Origin of the sequence: Streptomyces pluripotens (genome assembly GCF_000802245.2) — a bacterium.
GTDB lineage: Bacteria > Actinomycetota > Actinomycetes > Streptomycetales > Streptomycetaceae > Streptomyces > Streptomyces pluripotens.
The window spans coordinates 6,357,172-6,372,665 of record NZ_CP021080.1 but is presented as its reverse complement, the minus strand read 5'-3'; the positions used below and the strand labels follow the sequence as shown (position 1 = coordinate 6,372,665).

Genomic DNA, 15,494 nt, shown 5'->3' with positions numbered 1-15,494 from the left:
TCCGTTCACCTCGCTCCACGGTCGCGCCGCTGCTCAGGGCGGGCAGGCGCGATGATGGTAGGAGCCTGCCCTGGGGGCAGGGAGCTGTCCGCTCCGAGTACTTGGCAACGCGCCAGTCCGTGCCGGGACCACAGGGCGGCCGTCCACGCACAGAGCAGCGCGTCGATGAGGTCCTCCAGATGCTTGTAGTCAGCCGCCTTCTGAGGTGAGGGCTCGGAGACCAGTTGACGGGAGCCGGGGTGGGAGGAGAGCAGGAGGGGCGGGTCGGCGGTGGTCAGGCCCTCCATGCGCCCGATCATCCTGGCGCACTCCGCCGCCCGCACCGCTCGCCACCGTGCCGTCGGAACTCGTGCCGGTCGGCGCTTGTACGTGGGGCGTTCCTGGTCGTAGCCCAGCTCGGCGGCTCCGACCAGGGTCGTGTACGGATAGCACTCGGAGAAGACCAGACCGCCGGTCGGCGGCCCGCCCCTGCCGTCGTCGTAGGCCCAGCCCGACTCCTGCAACCGTTCCCGCAGCAGCACTCCGGCCTGCCGGGGAGAGCTCTGGTTGGTGCTGTTCGCACTCACCTTCCAACGGCCGTACCGCTGGCCGACCTCCCTTTCGCACGGCCGCTGGCCGACCGGGTTGTCGACGACCAGCGGCGCGTCGACGAATGCCAGGGTCGATCCGTCGACGGCTGTCTTGGCCAGCCATGACATCGTCTCGTCGAGGCCACGGGTCCACCCGCATTCGATCACGACGCCGTGCCCGTCGATGGCGGCCACACCTGATTCATTCGGCTTGGTGCGAGCTCCGCTCTGCGCCCAGGCAAGGTCGATGCCTATGAACCGATCGATTCCCATGCATTCGTAATACCAGAGAACCGGCCACCGGCAGGGCGCGATACTCATCAGCCAGCGCCCCCATGGCGTGGCGGACTGCCGGAGGCGGCTGGCGTCCGCCCGGCAGGCCATGGCCTGCCGGACAATGGTTCTGCCCTCCGCCTCGTACTGGCGGCAACTGGTGCGGCGCTCCAGGCACCCATGGACGCCCGACGAGCGCAAGGACATGGCGTCGCTCCGCCGCCTGCTCACCGGCCTGCTCGACGTCGACGATGCGCTCGCGGAGTCCCTGCACTGGTCGGCACGCCAACACTCCACGGTGCCGCATCACGCTACCGCGCCGCTGGCGAGCCTGACGGAACAGGTGTCCGCCGCGCGCTGAACCGACTGGAGCGGGATGCCTCACGGGGGATCGCCACGGTCAAACGCCTCATGGGCCGCCAGTCCCAGGACCCGAAGGTGAGGCAGGCCGCCACCGTCCTTGCGGCCCTGAGGCCGGCAGCAGCGGTTGAGCATCCTGAGCCGTCAGGCTGACGGCCGGGCCGTCGGCGACCTGCTCGCCGGCCCGGCAACCGCACAGTGCAAGGGGACCGCAAGCGCGACGACAAACAAGCCGAAGACAGTGATCGGCAACAGCCAGAGCAACTGCGCAGGGTCGTCCCACAGCCAGTGCCGGTTACCCCACCAGTTCGCGCTGACGTCCCACACCATCACGGCACTTGCCAGCCAGATCCCTTCCCGCCGCACAAGCCCCACCAGCACGGCAGCCAACGGATCGAGGATCACCAGGCTGACGAAGAAGACCTGCAGAGAGACCTGCGGAAACGACGCATAGGCGTGGATGCCGCCACGGACCAGATCTGCGATATGAGAACCCGTGCCCTCAGTGAAACTAATCGAGTACACCGCGAGAACCCATCTCGCCCATAACGGCTGTGCGCCCCACCGTTCCCGCAACTCAAAGCCCACCGTGTCACCCTCGACAAGCGCCCGAGCCTCCGAGGAGGAGATGGCAGCGCGCGATCTCGCGATCCGTACTGCACTGCTGCACGCGAGTTGAGCCGAACTCACCCGAAGCTCCGAGCCCGCACCGGTTCCCGGCAACGTGCGCCGAGCGAGCCCCCTGTGCACGGGCGGCGAAGCACCCTCATATGTTCGACCGACCGCGCAGTGCGCACACAGCGCGCCCGTAACCAGGAGCGGTAGGAGCATGCCGGGAAGCGGAGCGGGCGCCCCTGCGCTCTGCACGGTCGTGTCCGGTGCAGCCTCTGTGGGCGGAAGACGCAGCCCGCCAGACCCCCGAGCAGACTCAAGCACGCCAGGTGATCAAGGACTGCGAGCGGCGGCTCGCCCGCTCCCAGGCAGCCCCCCAAGCCGGAGCCGAGCCCATCGTCGCCACCCAGCGGGGCAAAGACGCGGCACAGAAGAAGCTCGACGCGCGATAGATCCGATAAGGCCACTGAGGGTCTTGGAGCTATTGCACACCGCATTCAGACGGCCACCGCCGAGAAGAAAGGCCCGCCCTACGAAGCCCTGGGCATCACCATCAGCCACGAATAGCGATGAGGACCTCGACCGTAAGATCGAGGTCCTCATCGCCGTGTCGTCAATCGTTGTAGCTGGTGTCCGAGGGGGGACTTGAACCCCCACGCCCGATAAAGGGCACTAGCACCTCAAGCTAGCGCGTCTGCCATTCCGCCACCCGGACTAGGTGTCTGCCGTCCACCGGGTCTTCCCCGCGGCGACGAGACAACAATACCAAGGTTTCGGAGTGCGTTTCACCTGCGTATCCGTCCGCACGGACGGGAGGGGGCACCCGGAACCACCGGGCGACTGCATACGGTCGGCAGGATCCTGCCTACTGCAGGTAGCGGCTAGGTGTGACTCGCCGGCCCCGGGGAGGACGAGACGTGGCCGCGGCGGGTCAGGAAGCGCTCCGGTAGGAAGAGGAGTGGCGGGTTCGCTCGGTGTGTTCCCTCATTAGACGGCTGGCCAGTTGCTCGTCGTGGTCCCTGATCGCAAACACCAGGTCCGCGTGCTCGCTCCAGGAAGTGCCGCCGCGCATACGGGCCACAGGGGTGTAGTACCAACGGACCCGCCGGTCAACGTGGGCCGCGAGTTCCGCCAGTACCGCGTTGCGGGCCAATTCCATGACCTTGGTGTGGAAAGCCGCGTTCAACGCCATGGCGCGGGCCACGTCATCGGCGGCGACGGCGAGCCTCCCTTGCTCCACGACCCTGAAGAGGGCGTCGACGCCTGCCTGGTCGGCGTTGCGGGCCGCCAACCGGGCCGCCTCCGCTTCCAGCAGGGCACGGACGGTGAGTAGTTGGTCGGCCTCCGCCTCCGTGGGCTCGTGCACGAAGGCGCCCTGGGCGGGCCGCAGGTCGACCCACCCTTCGGAGTTGAGCCGCTGCAGTGCCTCACGGACCGGCTGCCGGGACACTCCGAGGTGTCCGGCGAGTTCGCTCTCCACCAGGTGCTGTCCGGGCGCCAGGACGCGGGTGGTGATGAGCTCCAGCAGCGCCTCGTACACCCGTTCACGCAACGGCCCGGGGCGTTCGAGCTTCGGTACCGCCCCCTGCGGCAGTTCGGTGGACAACATCACGCTCCCCCTCGTGGGCAGGTAGGTGTGGCGTGCGGACGCTGGACGCTCGTGGTCGACCGCCCTCGTCCAGGCACTGCTGTGCACGAGGTCCAGAGGCAGAGCGCGGTGCGGCCACCCGGACGGGCGAACCGCCTCCAGACCCTCACGGGCAGCGTACGACCTGCCCGGCGTACGAGAGGTTGCCTCCGAAGCCGAACAGCAGCACCGGATCACCGCTGGAAAGCGCTCCCCGTTCGACGAGCTTGGAGAAGGCGAGGGGAATGCTGGCGGCCGAGGTGTTGCCGGATTCGGTGACATCGCGGGCAACCACCGCGTTGACGGCACCCAGTTTCTCGGCCAGTGGTTCGATGATGCGCAGGTTGGCCTGGTGCAGGACAACCCCGGCCAGGTCCTCGGGGGCGACGCCGGCCTTCGCGCAAGCACGGCGCGCGATGGCGGGCAATTGGGTGGTGGCCCACCGGTAGACGCTCTGCCCCTCCTGCGCGAACCGCGGCGGCGTGCCCTCGATTCGCACGGCGTGTTTCATCTCCGGCACCGATCCCCACAGCACCGGGCCGATCCCGGCCCCGTGCTCCGGCGGGCACGCCTCGACCACGGCGGCGCCAGCCCCGTCACCGACGAGGACACAGGTCGTTCGGTCGGTCCAGTCGGTGACGTCGGACATCTTGTCGGCGCCGATGACCAGTGCGCGGGTGGCCGCACCGGCACGAACGGTGTGATCCGCAGTGGCCAGCGCGTGGGTGAACCCGGCGCACACCACGTTGACGTCCATCGCCGCCGGCTGCGGGACACCGAGCCGGGCCGCGACCCGGGCCGCTGTGTTCGGGGAGCGGTCGATGGCGGTGGATGTGGCCACGAGGACCAGGTCGATGTCGTCGGGGGTGAGACCGGCGGCGGCGAGGGCCTTGGCCGCAGCGTGCGCGGCCAACTCGTCGACCGGCTCGTCGGGGCCGGCGATATGCCGGGTCCGGATGCCCACCCGGCTGCGGATCCATTCGTCGCTGGTCTCGACCAGGACCGCGAGATCGCTGTTGGTGAGCACCTTGGCGGGCTGGTAGTGACCGATGGCGGCGATGCGCGTGCCGTGCATGTCGGATGTCCCCCTCGTTGCCGTTGGTAGCGGGATCCACCAGTCTGATCAGTGACTCACGGGTACGGCGGCACCTGAAGTCACAGGAAACGCGGGCAGAGATTGTCGGCTCCCGTCAGACCGCCGGAGATCCGGTCGTCGACCGGCGGCGCGCCGGGCCTCTGGACACCCGGGTCCACGGGCGTCCGAGTGGCCAAGTGGCCAAGTTCCGCAGTCTCCGTTCGCGCAGGTCGTCGCCGGATCCCGCCCCACGTCACACAGAACGGGTCGGCCCGCGCGCTGCCTGTGTGCAGGACAATGAGATCGTCGAGGTCACACCTCACCGCACGACGGCCTGGCGGCCCAGGGCGACCTGATGCTGAGGCGGCCCAGGGCAGCCTTTGCATCAAGGGCCTTTCCGGCCGACAGCACGTACAGAACCGGGACTGAAGAGAACATGGGACGAGTCACGGAACGACGCAAGATCCTTCGCATCCGCGACGGAGCCGTCTCCACCCGCCCGGACACCCTCGTCGCCGAAGAGCCCCTGGAGATCCGGCTGAACGGCAAACCCCTCGCGATCACCATGCGCACACCGGGCGATGACTTCGCGCTGGCAGCGGGATTCCTGGTGAGCGAGGGCGTACTGGCTACGGCATCCGATCTGCAGAATATTGTCTACTGTGCGGGAGCGACCGCGGACGGTTCCAACACCTACAACGTGGTCGACGTGAAGACCGCACCACACGTCACCCTGCCGACCTTCGGTCTGGAGCGGAACGTCTACACCTCCTCCTCGTGCGGACTGTGCGGCAAGGCCAGCCTGGACGCTGTGCGCACGACCGCACGCTGGCCGATCGCCGACAGCCCGCCGGTCCGGGTCACTCCCGAGTTGTTGGCCGACCTTCCTGAGCAGCTCCGAGCGGCCCAGCGGGTGTTCGACCGCACCGGTGGCCTGCACGCGGCGGCCCTGTTCACCGAGGGCGGGCAGCTGCTGGACTCAAGGGAGGACGTGGGGCGGCACAACGCGGTCGACAAGCTGATCGGCCGAGCGCTGCGCAACGGCAGCCTGCCGCTGTCCCGGACGATCCTCTTGGTCTCCGGCCGGGCCTCGTTCGAGCTGGCGCAGAAGGCAGTGATGGCGGGCATCCCGGTACTGGCGGCGGTGTCTGCGCCATCATCGCTGGCGGTGGACCTGGCTGCGGAGTCCGGGCTGACGCTGGTGGGCTTCCTGCGGGGCGGCTCGATGAACGTGTACGCCGGCGAGGACCGTCTCTCCCTGCGGGAGGCGGCTGCCCGGGGCTGACGGGGTTCCTGGGACCGGCCGCTCCCGCACGGGACCTGCGGCCCGCTGTTCCTGGAAGAGACTCCCGTCCCGACACCCGGTCGAGGCGAGGTGCTGGTGCGCCGCGAAGCTGTCGGACTCCCCCTGCCGGTGGTCCGCAAGGTCAACGAGGTGCCGAACCGGTCCAGCGGGGCGTCGAGATCGACGGCGAGGTCGTCTCGGCCGGTGAGGGAGTGAACCGTTTCCGAACCGTTTCCGCGCAGGCGACCGGGTGACCGGGCTCTGCTTCGGGCACGGGTACGCGGACTTCGCCCTGCTGCTCGAGACCATGGCTTCGCCCCTGCCGGACGGCGCGACCGCCGTGGACAGGCCTGGATCCGTTCCGGCCGCTCGCCGCGAGTCTCCCGTACGACCGACGGTGAGCCCGGCCGGGAACAGGTGGGCCCGTAGGCGGGACGATCACCGAAGGGCGCGGTCCGACGCCCGTCCCCGGAGCGGGGCGGCTGCTGACTCACGCAGTCCGTCCGGCGCCTCCTCAGGATCGTGGGCCCTGCGCTTGGCGATGACCGCACACACCATCAGCTGCATCTGGTGGAAGAGCATCAGCGGCAGCACGGCCAGGGAGGCATGGGCGCCGAACAAGACACTCGCCATGGGAAGTCCGGAGGCGAGGGACTTCTTCGAACCGGCGAATTGGATGGCGATCCGGTCCTCTCTGCCGAAGCCGAGCGCCTTGCTCCCGTACCAGGTCAGCATGAGCATCACGGCGAGCAGGACGGCCTCGACGACGAGGAGCGCGGCCAGCCGTTCAAGGCCGACCTGGTGCCAGATGCCCTGGGTCACGCCCTCGCTGAAGGCGGTGTAGACGACCAGGAGGATCGAGCCGCGGTCGACCAGTCCGAGGACCCTCTTGTGCCGGGCGACGAACCCGCCGAGCCAGTGCCGCAGCAGTTGCCCGGCCAGGAACGGCACCAGCAGCTGGAGCACGATCTTCACCAGCGATCCGGCGGAGAAGCCGCCGCCGCTGCTGCCGAGCAGGGCCGCCGCGAGCAGCGGGGTCACGACGATGCCTGCGAGGGAGGAGAAGGAGCCCGCACAGATCGCTGCGGGCACGTTTCCGCGGGCGATCGAGGTGAAGGCGATGGACGACTGGATCGTGGACGGCACCAGCGTCAGGAACAGCAGGCCCTGGTACAGAGGCTGGGTCAGCAGTGCCGGCACCAGCCCGCGCGCGGCCAGCCCGAGTATCGGGAAGATGACGAACGTACAGGTGAGCACGGTGACGTGAAGCCGCCAGTGGCGGAGTCCGTTCACTGCCTCCCGGGTGGACAGCCGGGCGCCGTAGAGGAAGAAGAGGAAGGCGATGGCGGCCGTGGAGGCACCCGAAGCCACGTCGGCGGCCGGGCCCCGGGCAGGGAGGAGCGTGGCGATGCCCACCGTCCCGAGCAGCAGCACGATGTACGGGTCGATCGGTATCCAACTCGGCCAGCGCAGGCGTTTCACGGTGCTCCGATTGCTGTATGTCTCCGTGTGGGCACTTTCAGGTCCGCGCGGGTCCGCACGGCCTCGTTGACTCCGTGTGGTTCCGTGCGGGTGCGGGCAGGTGTTGCTGATCCCGGTCTTGCGGAACTGCCTTCATGGTCCCCTTCCCCCGCTGATCGGGAATCCCATTTACCGCTCTGACTGTCATCATGTTTCATGATGACGCGTGTAGGCTCCGGAGTCGTGTACGACCCGACTCAGCTGCGCACCTTCTTGGCCGTGGCTCAGCTGCTCAGCTTCACTCAGGCTGCCCGCCGTCTGGAGCTGCAGCAGTCCACGGTCAGCCAGCACGTACGCCGTCTGGAGGACGCTGTCGGCCGGCAGCTGTTCTCCCGGGACACCCACTCGGTGGAGTTGACCGAGGACGGCGAGGCGATGCAGGGCTTCGCCCGCCGGATCCTGGAGGTGCACGAGCAAGCGACAGCGTTCTTCACCGGCACGCGCGTGCGCGGCCGGCTGCGGTTCGGGGCCTCCGAGGACTTCGTCCTCACCCGGCTGCCGGAGATCCTTGAGGGCTTCCGCCACGATCACCCCGAGGTCGACCTGGAGCTGACGGTGGAGCTGTCGGGCACCCTGCACGAACACTTGGCCGCGGGGAAGCTCGACCTGGTGCTGGCCAAGCGACGCCCGGAGGATCCCCGCGGCGCACTGGTCTGGCGCGACGACCTGGTGTGGATCGGCGCCGAGCGGCTGCGCCTGGACGCCGACCGGCCCGTCCCGCTGATCGTGTATCCGCCACCCGGCATCACCCGGGCCCGCGCGCTGGAGGCGCTGGAGCGGCAGGGTCGGGACTGGCGCATCGTGTGCACGAGCGGCAGCCTCAACGGGTTGACCGCGGCCGCACGCGCCGGGCTCGGAGTGATGGCCCATTCCCAGCGACTGATTCCGCCCGGACTGGTCCGATTGCCGGACCGAACCGGCCTGCCCGAACTGGGCAAGGTCGACTTCGTCCTCGTCCACGGCCGGCGCCGGGCCCCCGCGGAGGGCGCCGCGAACGCGCTGGCGTCAGCGATCCTGGCCGGCGGGGAGCAGCTGCGGCGGCAAAGCGGCTGAGCGGACCGACCGGTCACTGTGGGCAGCCGCCGACCCACGGGTGCGCGGGGCGCCAGGACCGCACGTCCAGGCCACCGCACACCCAGGTCACCCGTCGGCCCAGGTCACCACCTGCCGCCGGGCCCCGCCCGCACCACCTGGAAACACCCGCCAGGGACGGCCCGGCCGCCCCACACGGGCCCGGCGCCACTCGACCGCCGGCCCGGTCCCGGTCTACGCGCCCCCGTAACCTCCGGCACACCCGCACCGCCGGCGGAACGCCTGGTGATCACGATCCCTCGGGGCCCTCCGTGGGGTAGCCAGGGCGGCGACCGCGGTTCCAGGCGACACCACGCGCTCCGGGGCCGCCGGGCGGTGGGGGCGTGCAGGGGCGACTCGGGGCCGTAATCGGCCCGTACAGATTCGGTGGAGATAACGGCCCCGAAGCCTACTGACCCGCCAACATTGCGTCCGCATCTTCCCTATATGCGGGCATTTCCCGGCCGCTGGCCAGTGAAAACGTGAGGTTTGCTCGATTTCCGGCCCCTCCCGCACGTCGACCGGGTGGGGTAGCTTTCACGGCGCCGTGCCGAGCATGACGGGCGTGACCAAGCAGCGAGGAGCGGGAGCGAGGTTTGCAGGAGTTCACCAACCCGCCGTTGGCGTCGGTGCCGCCGGTGGGCGGTCTGGCCGACGTGGTCTTCGAGCATGCGCTGACGGACCCGCTGCACATCGCCCTCGGCCGCAAGGACAGTTCCGGACAATGGCGGGACGTGACCGCCGCGGAGTTCCGCGACGAGGTCCTCTCGCTCGCCAAGGGACTTCTCGCCCACGGCGTCCGCTTCGGGGACCGCGTCGCCATCATGTCCCGCACCCGCTACGAGTGGACCCTGTTCGACTTCGCGTTGTGGACCATCGGCGCCCAGGTCGTGCCCGTGTACCCCACCTCCTCGGCCGAGCAGTGTTTCTGGATGTGCTACGACGCCGAGGTGTCGGCGGCGATCGTGGAGCACGAGGACCACGCCATGACCATCGCCACCGTCATCGACCGACTACCGCGTCTGCGGCGGCTGTGGCAGCTGGACGCGGGCTGTGTGCAGGAGCTCTACGACGCCGGGGCCCATCTGGACGACGAGGTGGCGCACCGGTATCGGGAGGCGGTCACCCCGGACTCGGCCGCCACGATCATCTACACCTCGGGAACCACCGGCCGCCCCAAGGGCTGTGTGCTGTCGCACGGCAACTTCATGTTCGAGGCGGACACCGTGCTCCAGCGGTGGGAGCCGGTGTTCCGTTCCGGGAAGGGCGACGAGGCCTCCACACTGCTGTTCCTGCCACTGGCGCACGTCTTCGGACGCATGGTGGAGGTCGCCGCGATCCGCGGCCGAGTCCGCTTCGGACACCAGCCCGAGCTGCACGCAACTGCACTGCTGCCCGATCTGGCGACCTTTCGGCCGACGTTCATCCTCGCGGTGCCCTACATCTTCGAGAAGGTGTTGGGCGCCGCTCGTCGAAAAGCGGAGAAGGAGGGAAAGTCCGGCCCGTTCGAGAAGGCAGTCGACGTCGCGGTGAAGTACGCGGAGGCCACAGAGGCGAAGGCCTGGGGCATCGGGCCCGGCCCGTCGGCGGGCCTGCGCATGCAGCACCAGCTGTACGACAAACTGGTGTACGCAAAAGTGCGGGCAGCGATGGGCGGCCGTATACAGAATGCGATGTCCGGCGGTTCGGCGATGGACCGCCGGCTCGGGCTGTTCTTCGCGGGCGCCGGAGTGCAGGTCTACGAGGGGTACGGCCTCACCGAGTCGACGGCCGCGGCGACCGCCAACCCGCCCGAACGCACCCGGTACGGGACGGTCGGTCAGGCAATCCCGGGCGTCACGGTGCACATCGCCGGCGACGGGGAGGTCTGGCTGCACGGCGGCAATGTCTTCCAGGGCTACCTCAACAACCAGAAGGCCACCGACGAGACGCTGCACGACGGCTGGCTGGCCACCGGCGACCTGGGTTCCCTGGACGAAGACGGTTACCTGACCATCACCGGCAGGAAGAAAGAGATCCTGGTGACCTCGGGCGGCAAGAGCGTCTCCCCGGGCGTGCTGGAGGAACGGGTCCGCGAGCACCCGCTGGTCAACCAGTGCATCGTCGTCGGCAACGACCGCCCCTACATCGCCGCCCTGGTCACCCTCGACCAGGAGGCGGTCGAGCACTGGCAGCAACTGCGTGGAAAGCCCGGGATGACTCCCGCCCAGCTGGTACGCGATCCGGGCCTGGAAGCGGAAGTGCGGCGGGCGGTCGTCGCCGCCAACACCCTCGTCTCACAGGCCGAGTCGATCCGCACCTTCCGGATCCTCGCCCGGCCGTTCACCGAGGAGAACGGCCTGCTGACACCGTCGTTGAAGCTGAAGCGGAAGGCGATCGAACTGGCGTACACGAACGAGGTCGAGGCCCTGTACCGCACGTGACCCGTATCGCACGTGGCCCAGTCCCGTACCGACCTTTCACGCAGGCGGAAACGGGCGCAACTCCGTCGGCCGGACGGACCAAGCCCGGCGGCAGCCACACCATCGCGGCCCCGGATCTGGCGCGAGATTCCGGGGAAGACGCCTGGTGCTTCACGGCCGCCCTCCTCGGTCCCTATACCCTGCCGTGCGCGCCCCGGGGCTGACTCGCCGGTCAGCCGGAGCGGATTTCCGCGGTCAGGAATGCAACGCGGCGCATGATCGTTGAGCATAGGGAGTAACACGGAGTACCACCCTGTCGACCCTAAGGATCAAAAAGCTCGTGAGCAGCAAGGTCCCCCCGATCATCCTCAACAACGGCGTCGAGATGCCCCAGCTGGGTTTCGGTGTCTGGCAGGTGCCGGACGCCGAGGCCGAGCGAGTCGTCACCACGGCGCTGGAGTCCGGGTACCGCAGCATCGACACAGCCGCGATCTACGGCAACGAAGAAGGCACCGGCAAGGCCATCGCCGTCTCCGGTCTGCCCCGCGAGGACATCTTCGTCACCACCAAGCTCTGGAACAGCGACCAAGGGTACGACTCCACGCTGCGCGCCTTCGACACGTCGTTGGAGAAGCTGGGTCTCGACTACCTCGACCTTTACCTGATCCACTGGCCGGTGCCATCCCGGGGCAACTACATCGACACCTACAAGGCGCTTGAGAAGCTGCACGCCGACGGCCGTGTCCGCGCCCTCGGCGTGTCCAACTTCCTCCCCGAGCACCTGCGGAGGCTGGCTTCCGAGACTTCCGTCATCCCGACGGTCAACCAGATCGAGCTGCACCCGTACCTGCAGCAGCACGCAGCCCGCGCGTTCCACGCGGAGCAGGGCATCGCCACCGAGGCCTGGTCTCCGCTCGGCCAGGGAAGGGGTCTGCTGGAGGTGCCGGCCCTCATCGCGATCGCGCAGAAGCACAACCGCACCCCGGCCCAGATCGTGCTGCGCTGGCACGTCCAGCTCGGCAACATCGTGATCCCGAAGTCCGTGACGCCATCCCGGATCAAGGAGAACATCGAGGTCTTCGACTTCAGCCTGGACGACGAGGACCTCGCGGCCGTCAGTGCGCTCAACGAGGACCGGCGCCTGGGACCCGATCCGGCGACCTTCGACATGGGCTGACGGCCACCCACGAGCGAACCGGCCCCCTCGATCGAGCGACACACCGACGAAGGCCTCCCCTCCCCTCCCCTCCCCTCCCCTCCCCTCCCCTCCCCTCCACTCCACTCCCCTCCACTCCCTCCGCACGACGGCTGGGCGGCCCGCGCACCCACGGACCCGCGCGGGCCCTCGGACGACGTGCTGGCGGGTCGGCTGGAGGCCGGTACGCCGCTCGACGAGGGGGACGGGAACATGCCACCGGCTCATGCGGCTCCCCCACCCGTGCGCCGTACCGGCAGCAAAGATGTCCGTGCGCCGTAGGGGTGGGGAGCAGCCGCGCGCTGCCGTGAGCGGCGGGGGCGCAGGGGCGGCGGTGAACGCTTCTGCGCCGCGCGAAATGCGGGCGGTCGGCGGCGCGAGGATGGAGCGTGCGCGGCGAGGGCCGTGTACGGCACGATGGGCAGGAGCGACACGCGCGGACAGCCCGCGCGCGTGTCGGGCTGCTCGGCACTCCCTCTCAGCCGCCGCGTACCTCCGCGTGCAGGATCTCGAACTCCTCCAGACAGACCACCGTCACATGCGCCTTGACCGCGCTCTCGTGCCGCACCACCGCCTGCCCGGCGCGGGACGCGACGAGTGACCGGTGGTCGGCGAAGAGGGTGCCGGCCATACCACGGCCGCGCCCACGGTCCAGGAACAGGGCCGTACCCGCGAATCCGGGCAGGATCTCCAGCCGGGGCAGTGCGCCTGTCTGGAAGGTCTTGGCGACCTGCTCCGCACCGGCCGGCTCGAATTGCAGCCGGGACACCCGCAGTCCGCCACCCGTGAGGGGCCGGCGCCCGGGCTGGAAGACCGCGACCTCGTAGTTCTCCACCGACATCGTCCCCGCGAAGGGCTCCAGCAGCGTCGGCCTGCGTTCACGCATCACTTCGTCGCTGTTGTGCCGCGCCTCCTCCGACTCCCACCAGCTCACCGTGAGCAGCTTGCCGAGGTCGTGGTCGACGAAGACGCCCGCGCCCCGATAGCCGGGCCGTTCTTCGAGGAGATCGTGTCCTTGGGTGTTCAAAGCCCGGACAGCCGTGCCGAGCTGCGCCGGATCGCCGGTCGCGTACACCGCACGTACGAACATGCGTCTCGCCTCCCGGAGCGGTGACCGCCTCCGTGCCCGTCTCAGAGGCGGGCCTGTCGGGAACAGTCGCCTCCTCCAGTCTCACCATGGTTGCAAATCATCGCAATCCGCACAGACTTCGAGAACTCAGAGCGGCGAGGTGCCGGGACACGACGGCTGCTCCACCTTGTCCCACCAGGTAAGGAAATATTCCTAATAGAGACCTTCAGTCCGCCTTCAGGCGCCGACCCTCGCCGCAATGCGCGGGGCCGGCCCGCTCACGGGCCGTCCCGCCGATCCAGTGTTCCCGGCCGGACGCCAGGTCAGTTGGGCTGTCCCAGCGGACGTACGACCACGGTGTTGACGTCGACCCCGGCAGGCTGACGGATGGCCCAGACGATCGAGTCGGCGACCTGGTCCGCGGTGAGGAGGTGCCCGGGGGGCAGGCTGCCCCGGCCGTCCCAGAAGGGGGTCTCCACCCGGCCGGGGGCAACGAGTGTCACCCCGATACCGAAGTCCGTCACCTGGCGCCGGGTGTTCTCGGCGAGCCCAGTGACCGCCCACTTGGTCGCCCCGTAGATGTTGCCGGGCGAATTCACGAAACCGGCGACGCTGCCGATGAGGACGATCCGGCCGCGAGTCTCCTTCAGGGCCTGCACGGAAGCCCTGATGAGCAGGGCAGGTCCGAGGACATTGGTGAGCACCATCTCGGTCCAGCCGGCCGGGTCGCCATCAGCGACGGAATCGTGGGTGGCGATACCGGCGTTGGCGACAACGATATCCAGTCGACCGTATGCCGTGAGTGTACGGTCGACAGCATTCTGTATTTCGTCGAAGGCGGACGCGTCACCGACGACCGTCTGCAGTTCCTCCGGGTTGCCGAGCCCGTCAGCGAAGTCGCGCAGCCGCTGTTGCGAGCGTCCGGTGACGGTGACCCGATGCCCTGCAGCCAGGAGCTGACGTGCCACGGCGGCACCTATCCCACTACCACCACCAGTGACGAGCGCGACCGGAGAGTCGTCGTTCATGAGGTCCCCCTGCGATTCGTGTGCGTTGCGTAAACGCGGACAAGTCCATCACTTGGAGAGCACTCAAAGGCAAACCACCCGCCAACCGCGTCCCCAACCCCACAGGGCCGTCCAACTAGCCCGGCCGCACCGCCGTGTGCACCGTGTACGCACCCAGAACGAATGTGTCCGACCTGTGGTGCACGCTCGCCCGGTCGGAAGGGTCCAGCAGGCGGTCGAGCGTGGTCCGGTCATCGGGGTCGAGTTCGTCGCCGCACGCCTCACGCAGGCGGGACAGAGCGGCAGCGACGTAGGCACGGGCCCGGTCGGTGGCCGGGGCAGGTAGGTCGAGGAGGAAGCTACGGGTCCGGGTGTGTGTGAGGCCGGCGGCGGTCAGCAGCACCGGCCAGTCCTCGACCGCTGCGACGGAACCGGGCAGTTCGGCCCGCATCCGGGTGAACCAGTCCTCCTGCAGGGCGCCGAGGCGGGCCTGCAGCCCGGGGCGGCCGATGCCGATGTCCCGCGGCAGGAAGCGCAAGGGCAAGCCGCCTTCGAGGAGAGCGAGGGTACCGCCGGGGGCCAGCCGCTCGGCGAACGCAGCGAGGGCGGCCCGCTGGTCGCCGAGGTGGTGCAGGCTCTGACTTGCCCAGAGCAAATCGGCCGGATAGTCCAACTCCCCAAGGATGCCTGGAAGTTCACCGAGAAGGGTGCCGAACCGGTCGGCGACGCCATGCCGGGCGGCCCGGGCTCGGGCGCGTTCCAGCAGCGGCCCGGAGCTGTCGACGGCGACGATCCGGGCTGCGGGGAACGCCTCGGCGAACAAACACGAGACGACTCCGGGGCCACTGCCCGCGTCGACGATCAGCCCCGGCTCGGTCACCTCCTTCGCAAGCCATGCCATGGCCCGCTCGTACACCGGGGTGAACAGTTCCGCCTGGGTCTCCAGCAGGGGGCCCAGCTCGTTCCAATCCATGTCCGTGTCGTGCCCGTGCCCAGGCCCGTGGGGGCGGCCGTTGGCCTGCTCGTGGCGGTGTTCGGTGTCGTGGTGTGCGTCGTGCGCCATGTGGGGCAGCCTCTCGTCCGAGTACGGCCAGGATGCGACGACGCACCGAACCGGGGCCATTCCTGTTGCTGATACGGCAAAGGGTGACGGTTCGGGCCACGGGACGCCCCGGTGACGTCTACCTCTGCCGCCCGTTCCTGGTGCACGCGGCCCAGTCGCACCACGGCACACGGCCCCGTTTCATGGCGCAGCCGCCGCTGCATCCGGCCGTGCCGTACGAGTTGGAGCGGCCAGACGGAGACTACTCGGTGGTGGAATACGCGATCCGCCAGGGTCTTTCTCTGGGTGGGGGCTTGCCCCGGCAGACACTCCGCAGGTCGCCGGAGTCGTGATGGACCCGGCCGGGTCGTCGACCGCTGGGGTCG

At 69.1% G+C, this 15,494-nt stretch carries 14 protein-coding genes, 1 tRNA gene and 2 pseudogenes; 8 read left to right on the top strand and 9 right to left on the bottom strand.

Annotated elements, in window-relative coordinates; translation table 11 throughout:
- Positions 1–5 precede the first annotated feature (5 nt).
- Positions 6–842, bottom strand: a complete 837-nt coding sequence (locus tag LK06_RS28270; protein WP_043435365.1) for a DUF429 domain-containing protein — start codon at positions 840–842, stop codon at positions 6–8.
- A gap of 124 nt (positions 843–966) precedes the next feature.
- Between LK06_RS28270 and LK06_RS28265 the strand changes: the two genes are divergently transcribed.
- Positions 967–1,203, top strand: a complete 237-nt coding sequence (locus LK06_RS28265; protein WP_039657591.1) for a hypothetical protein — start codon at positions 967–969, stop codon at positions 1,201–1,203.
- 143 nt (positions 1,204–1,346) lie between these two features.
- Here the strand turns inward: LK06_RS28265 and LK06_RS28260 are convergent, their stop codons facing one another.
- Positions 1,347–1,790: a hypothetical protein gene (locus LK06_RS28260; protein ID WP_039657593.1), complete on the bottom strand. Its 444-nt coding sequence runs from the start codon at positions 1,788–1,790 to the stop codon at positions 1,347–1,349.
- 290 nt (positions 1,791–2,080) lie between these two features.
- Between LK06_RS28260 and LK06_RS28255 the strand changes: the two genes are divergently transcribed.
- Entirely contained in the window at positions 2,081–2,266 is a 186-nt protein-coding gene (locus tag LK06_RS28255) for a hypothetical protein (protein ID WP_039657595.1), read from the top strand.
- A 175-nt stretch (positions 2,267–2,441) separates the two neighbouring features.
- Here LK06_RS28255 and LK06_RS28250 read toward each other — a convergent pair.
- From LK06_RS28250 to LK06_RS28240, 3 genes are all read right to left on the bottom strand, one after another.
- A tRNA-Leu gene (locus LK06_RS28250) sits at positions 2,442–2,529 on the bottom strand.
- 216 nt (positions 2,530–2,745) lie between these two features.
- A complete protein-coding gene (locus LK06_RS28245; RefSeq protein ID WP_039648104.1) occupies positions 2,746–3,423 on the bottom strand; it encodes a GntR family transcriptional regulator in 678 nt (225 codons plus the stop codon).
- Positions 3,424–3,568: 145 nt separating this feature from the next.
- Positions 3,569–4,516 (bottom strand): beta-ketoacyl-ACP synthase III, encoded by a 948-nt coding sequence (locus LK06_RS28240; RefSeq protein WP_039648106.1) that lies wholly within the window; start codon positions 4,514–4,516, stop codon positions 3,569–3,571.
- Between the two features lie 436 nt (positions 4,517–4,952).
- On the opposite strand from LK06_RS28240, the gene fdhD reads away from it, so the two are divergent.
- A complete protein-coding gene (gene fdhD / locus LK06_RS28235) occupies positions 4,953–5,801 on the top strand; it encodes a formate dehydrogenase accessory sulfurtransferase FdhD (protein WP_039648108.1) in 849 nt (282 codons plus the stop codon).
- A gap of 45 nt (positions 5,802–5,846) precedes the next feature.
- A pseudogene (locus tag LK06_RS34630) lies at positions 5,847–6,147 on the top strand (alcohol dehydrogenase catalytic domain-containing protein); the annotation flags it as partial.
- Positions 6,148–6,239: 92 nt separating this feature from the next.
- Here LK06_RS34630 and LK06_RS28225 read toward each other — a convergent pair.
- Positions 6,240–7,283, bottom strand: a complete 1,044-nt coding sequence (locus tag LK06_RS28225; protein ID WP_039648111.1) for a bile acid:sodium symporter family protein — start codon at positions 7,281–7,283, stop codon at positions 6,240–6,242.
- Between the two features lie 222 nt (positions 7,284–7,505).
- Here LK06_RS28225 and LK06_RS28220 point away from each other — a divergent pair, with 222 nt between their 5' ends.
- From LK06_RS28220 to LK06_RS28210, 3 genes are all read left to right on the top strand, one after another.
- Entirely contained in the window at positions 7,506–8,375 is an 870-nt protein-coding gene (locus LK06_RS28220) for a LysR substrate-binding domain-containing protein (RefSeq protein WP_039648113.1), read from the top strand.
- A 614-nt stretch (positions 8,376–8,989) separates the two neighbouring features.
- Complete coding sequence (locus LK06_RS28215; RefSeq protein ID WP_039648114.1) at positions 8,990–10,816, top strand: AMP-dependent synthetase/ligase; 1,827 nt, start codon at positions 8,990–8,992, stop codon at positions 10,814–10,816.
- 319 nt (positions 10,817–11,135) lie between these two features.
- Positions 11,136–11,972, top strand: a complete 837-nt coding sequence (locus LK06_RS28210; RefSeq protein WP_039648115.1) for an aldo/keto reductase — start codon at positions 11,136–11,138, stop codon at positions 11,970–11,972.
- Positions 11,973–12,468: 496 nt separating this feature from the next.
- On the opposite strand, the gene LK06_RS28205 is transcribed toward LK06_RS28210, so the two are convergent.
- The 3 genes from LK06_RS28205 to LK06_RS28195 form a co-directional block, all read right to left on the bottom strand.
- On the bottom strand, positions 12,469–13,080 hold the full coding sequence (locus LK06_RS28205; RefSeq protein ID WP_043435362.1) for a hypothetical protein: 612 nt from the start codon (positions 13,078–13,080) through the stop codon (positions 12,469–12,471).
- Between the two features lie 302 nt (positions 13,081–13,382).
- Positions 13,383–14,087 carry an SDR family oxidoreductase gene (locus LK06_RS28200; RefSeq protein ID WP_043435360.1) on the bottom strand — a complete coding sequence of 235 codons (705 nt, stop codon included), beginning with the start codon at positions 14,085–14,087 and terminating at the stop codon, positions 13,383–13,385.
- Positions 14,088–14,202: 115 nt separating this feature from the next.
- Positions 14,203–15,129: a class I SAM-dependent methyltransferase gene (locus tag LK06_RS28195; protein ID WP_039648532.1), complete on the bottom strand. Its 927-nt coding sequence runs from the start codon at positions 15,127–15,129 to the stop codon at positions 14,203–14,205.
- Between the two features lie 95 nt (positions 15,130–15,224).
- Here LK06_RS28195 and LK06_RS34625 point away from each other — a divergent pair.
- A pseudogene (locus LK06_RS34625) lies at positions 15,225–15,461 on the top strand (hypothetical protein); the annotation flags it as partial.
- Between the last annotated feature and the right edge of the window lie 33 nt (positions 15,462–15,494).

Bases quoted from the DNA above. Each gene is read 5' to 3' on its own strand.
- LK06_RS28195 (WP_039648532.1), bottom strand. From the start codon at position 15,129: ATGGCGCACGACGCACACCACGACACCGAACACCGCCACGAGCAGGCC.
- LK06_RS28240 (WP_039648106.1), bottom strand. From the start codon at position 4,516: ATGCACGGCACGCGCATCGCCGCCATCGGTCACTACCAGCCCGCCAAG.
- LK06_RS28205 (WP_043435362.1), bottom strand. From the start codon at position 13,080: ATGTTCGTACGTGCGGTGTACGCGACCGGCGATCCGGCGCAGCTCGGC.
- fdhD (WP_039648108.1), top strand. From the start codon at position 4,953: ATGGGACGAGTCACGGAACGACGCAAGATCCTTCGCATCCGCGACGGA.
- LK06_RS28265 (WP_039657591.1), top strand. From the start codon at position 967: ATGGTTCTGCCCTCCGCCTCGTACTGGCGGCAACTGGTGCGGCGCTCC.
- LK06_RS28245 (WP_039648104.1), bottom strand. From the start codon at position 3,423: ATGTTGTCCACCGAACTGCCGCAGGGGGCGGTACCGAAGCTCGAACGC.
- LK06_RS28270 (WP_043435365.1), bottom strand. From the start codon at position 842: ATGGGAATCGATCGGTTCATAGGCATCGACCTTGCCTGGGCGCAGAGC.
- LK06_RS28200 (WP_043435360.1), bottom strand. From the start codon at position 14,087: ATGAACGACGACTCTCCGGTCGCGCTCGTCACTGGTGGTGGTAGTGGG.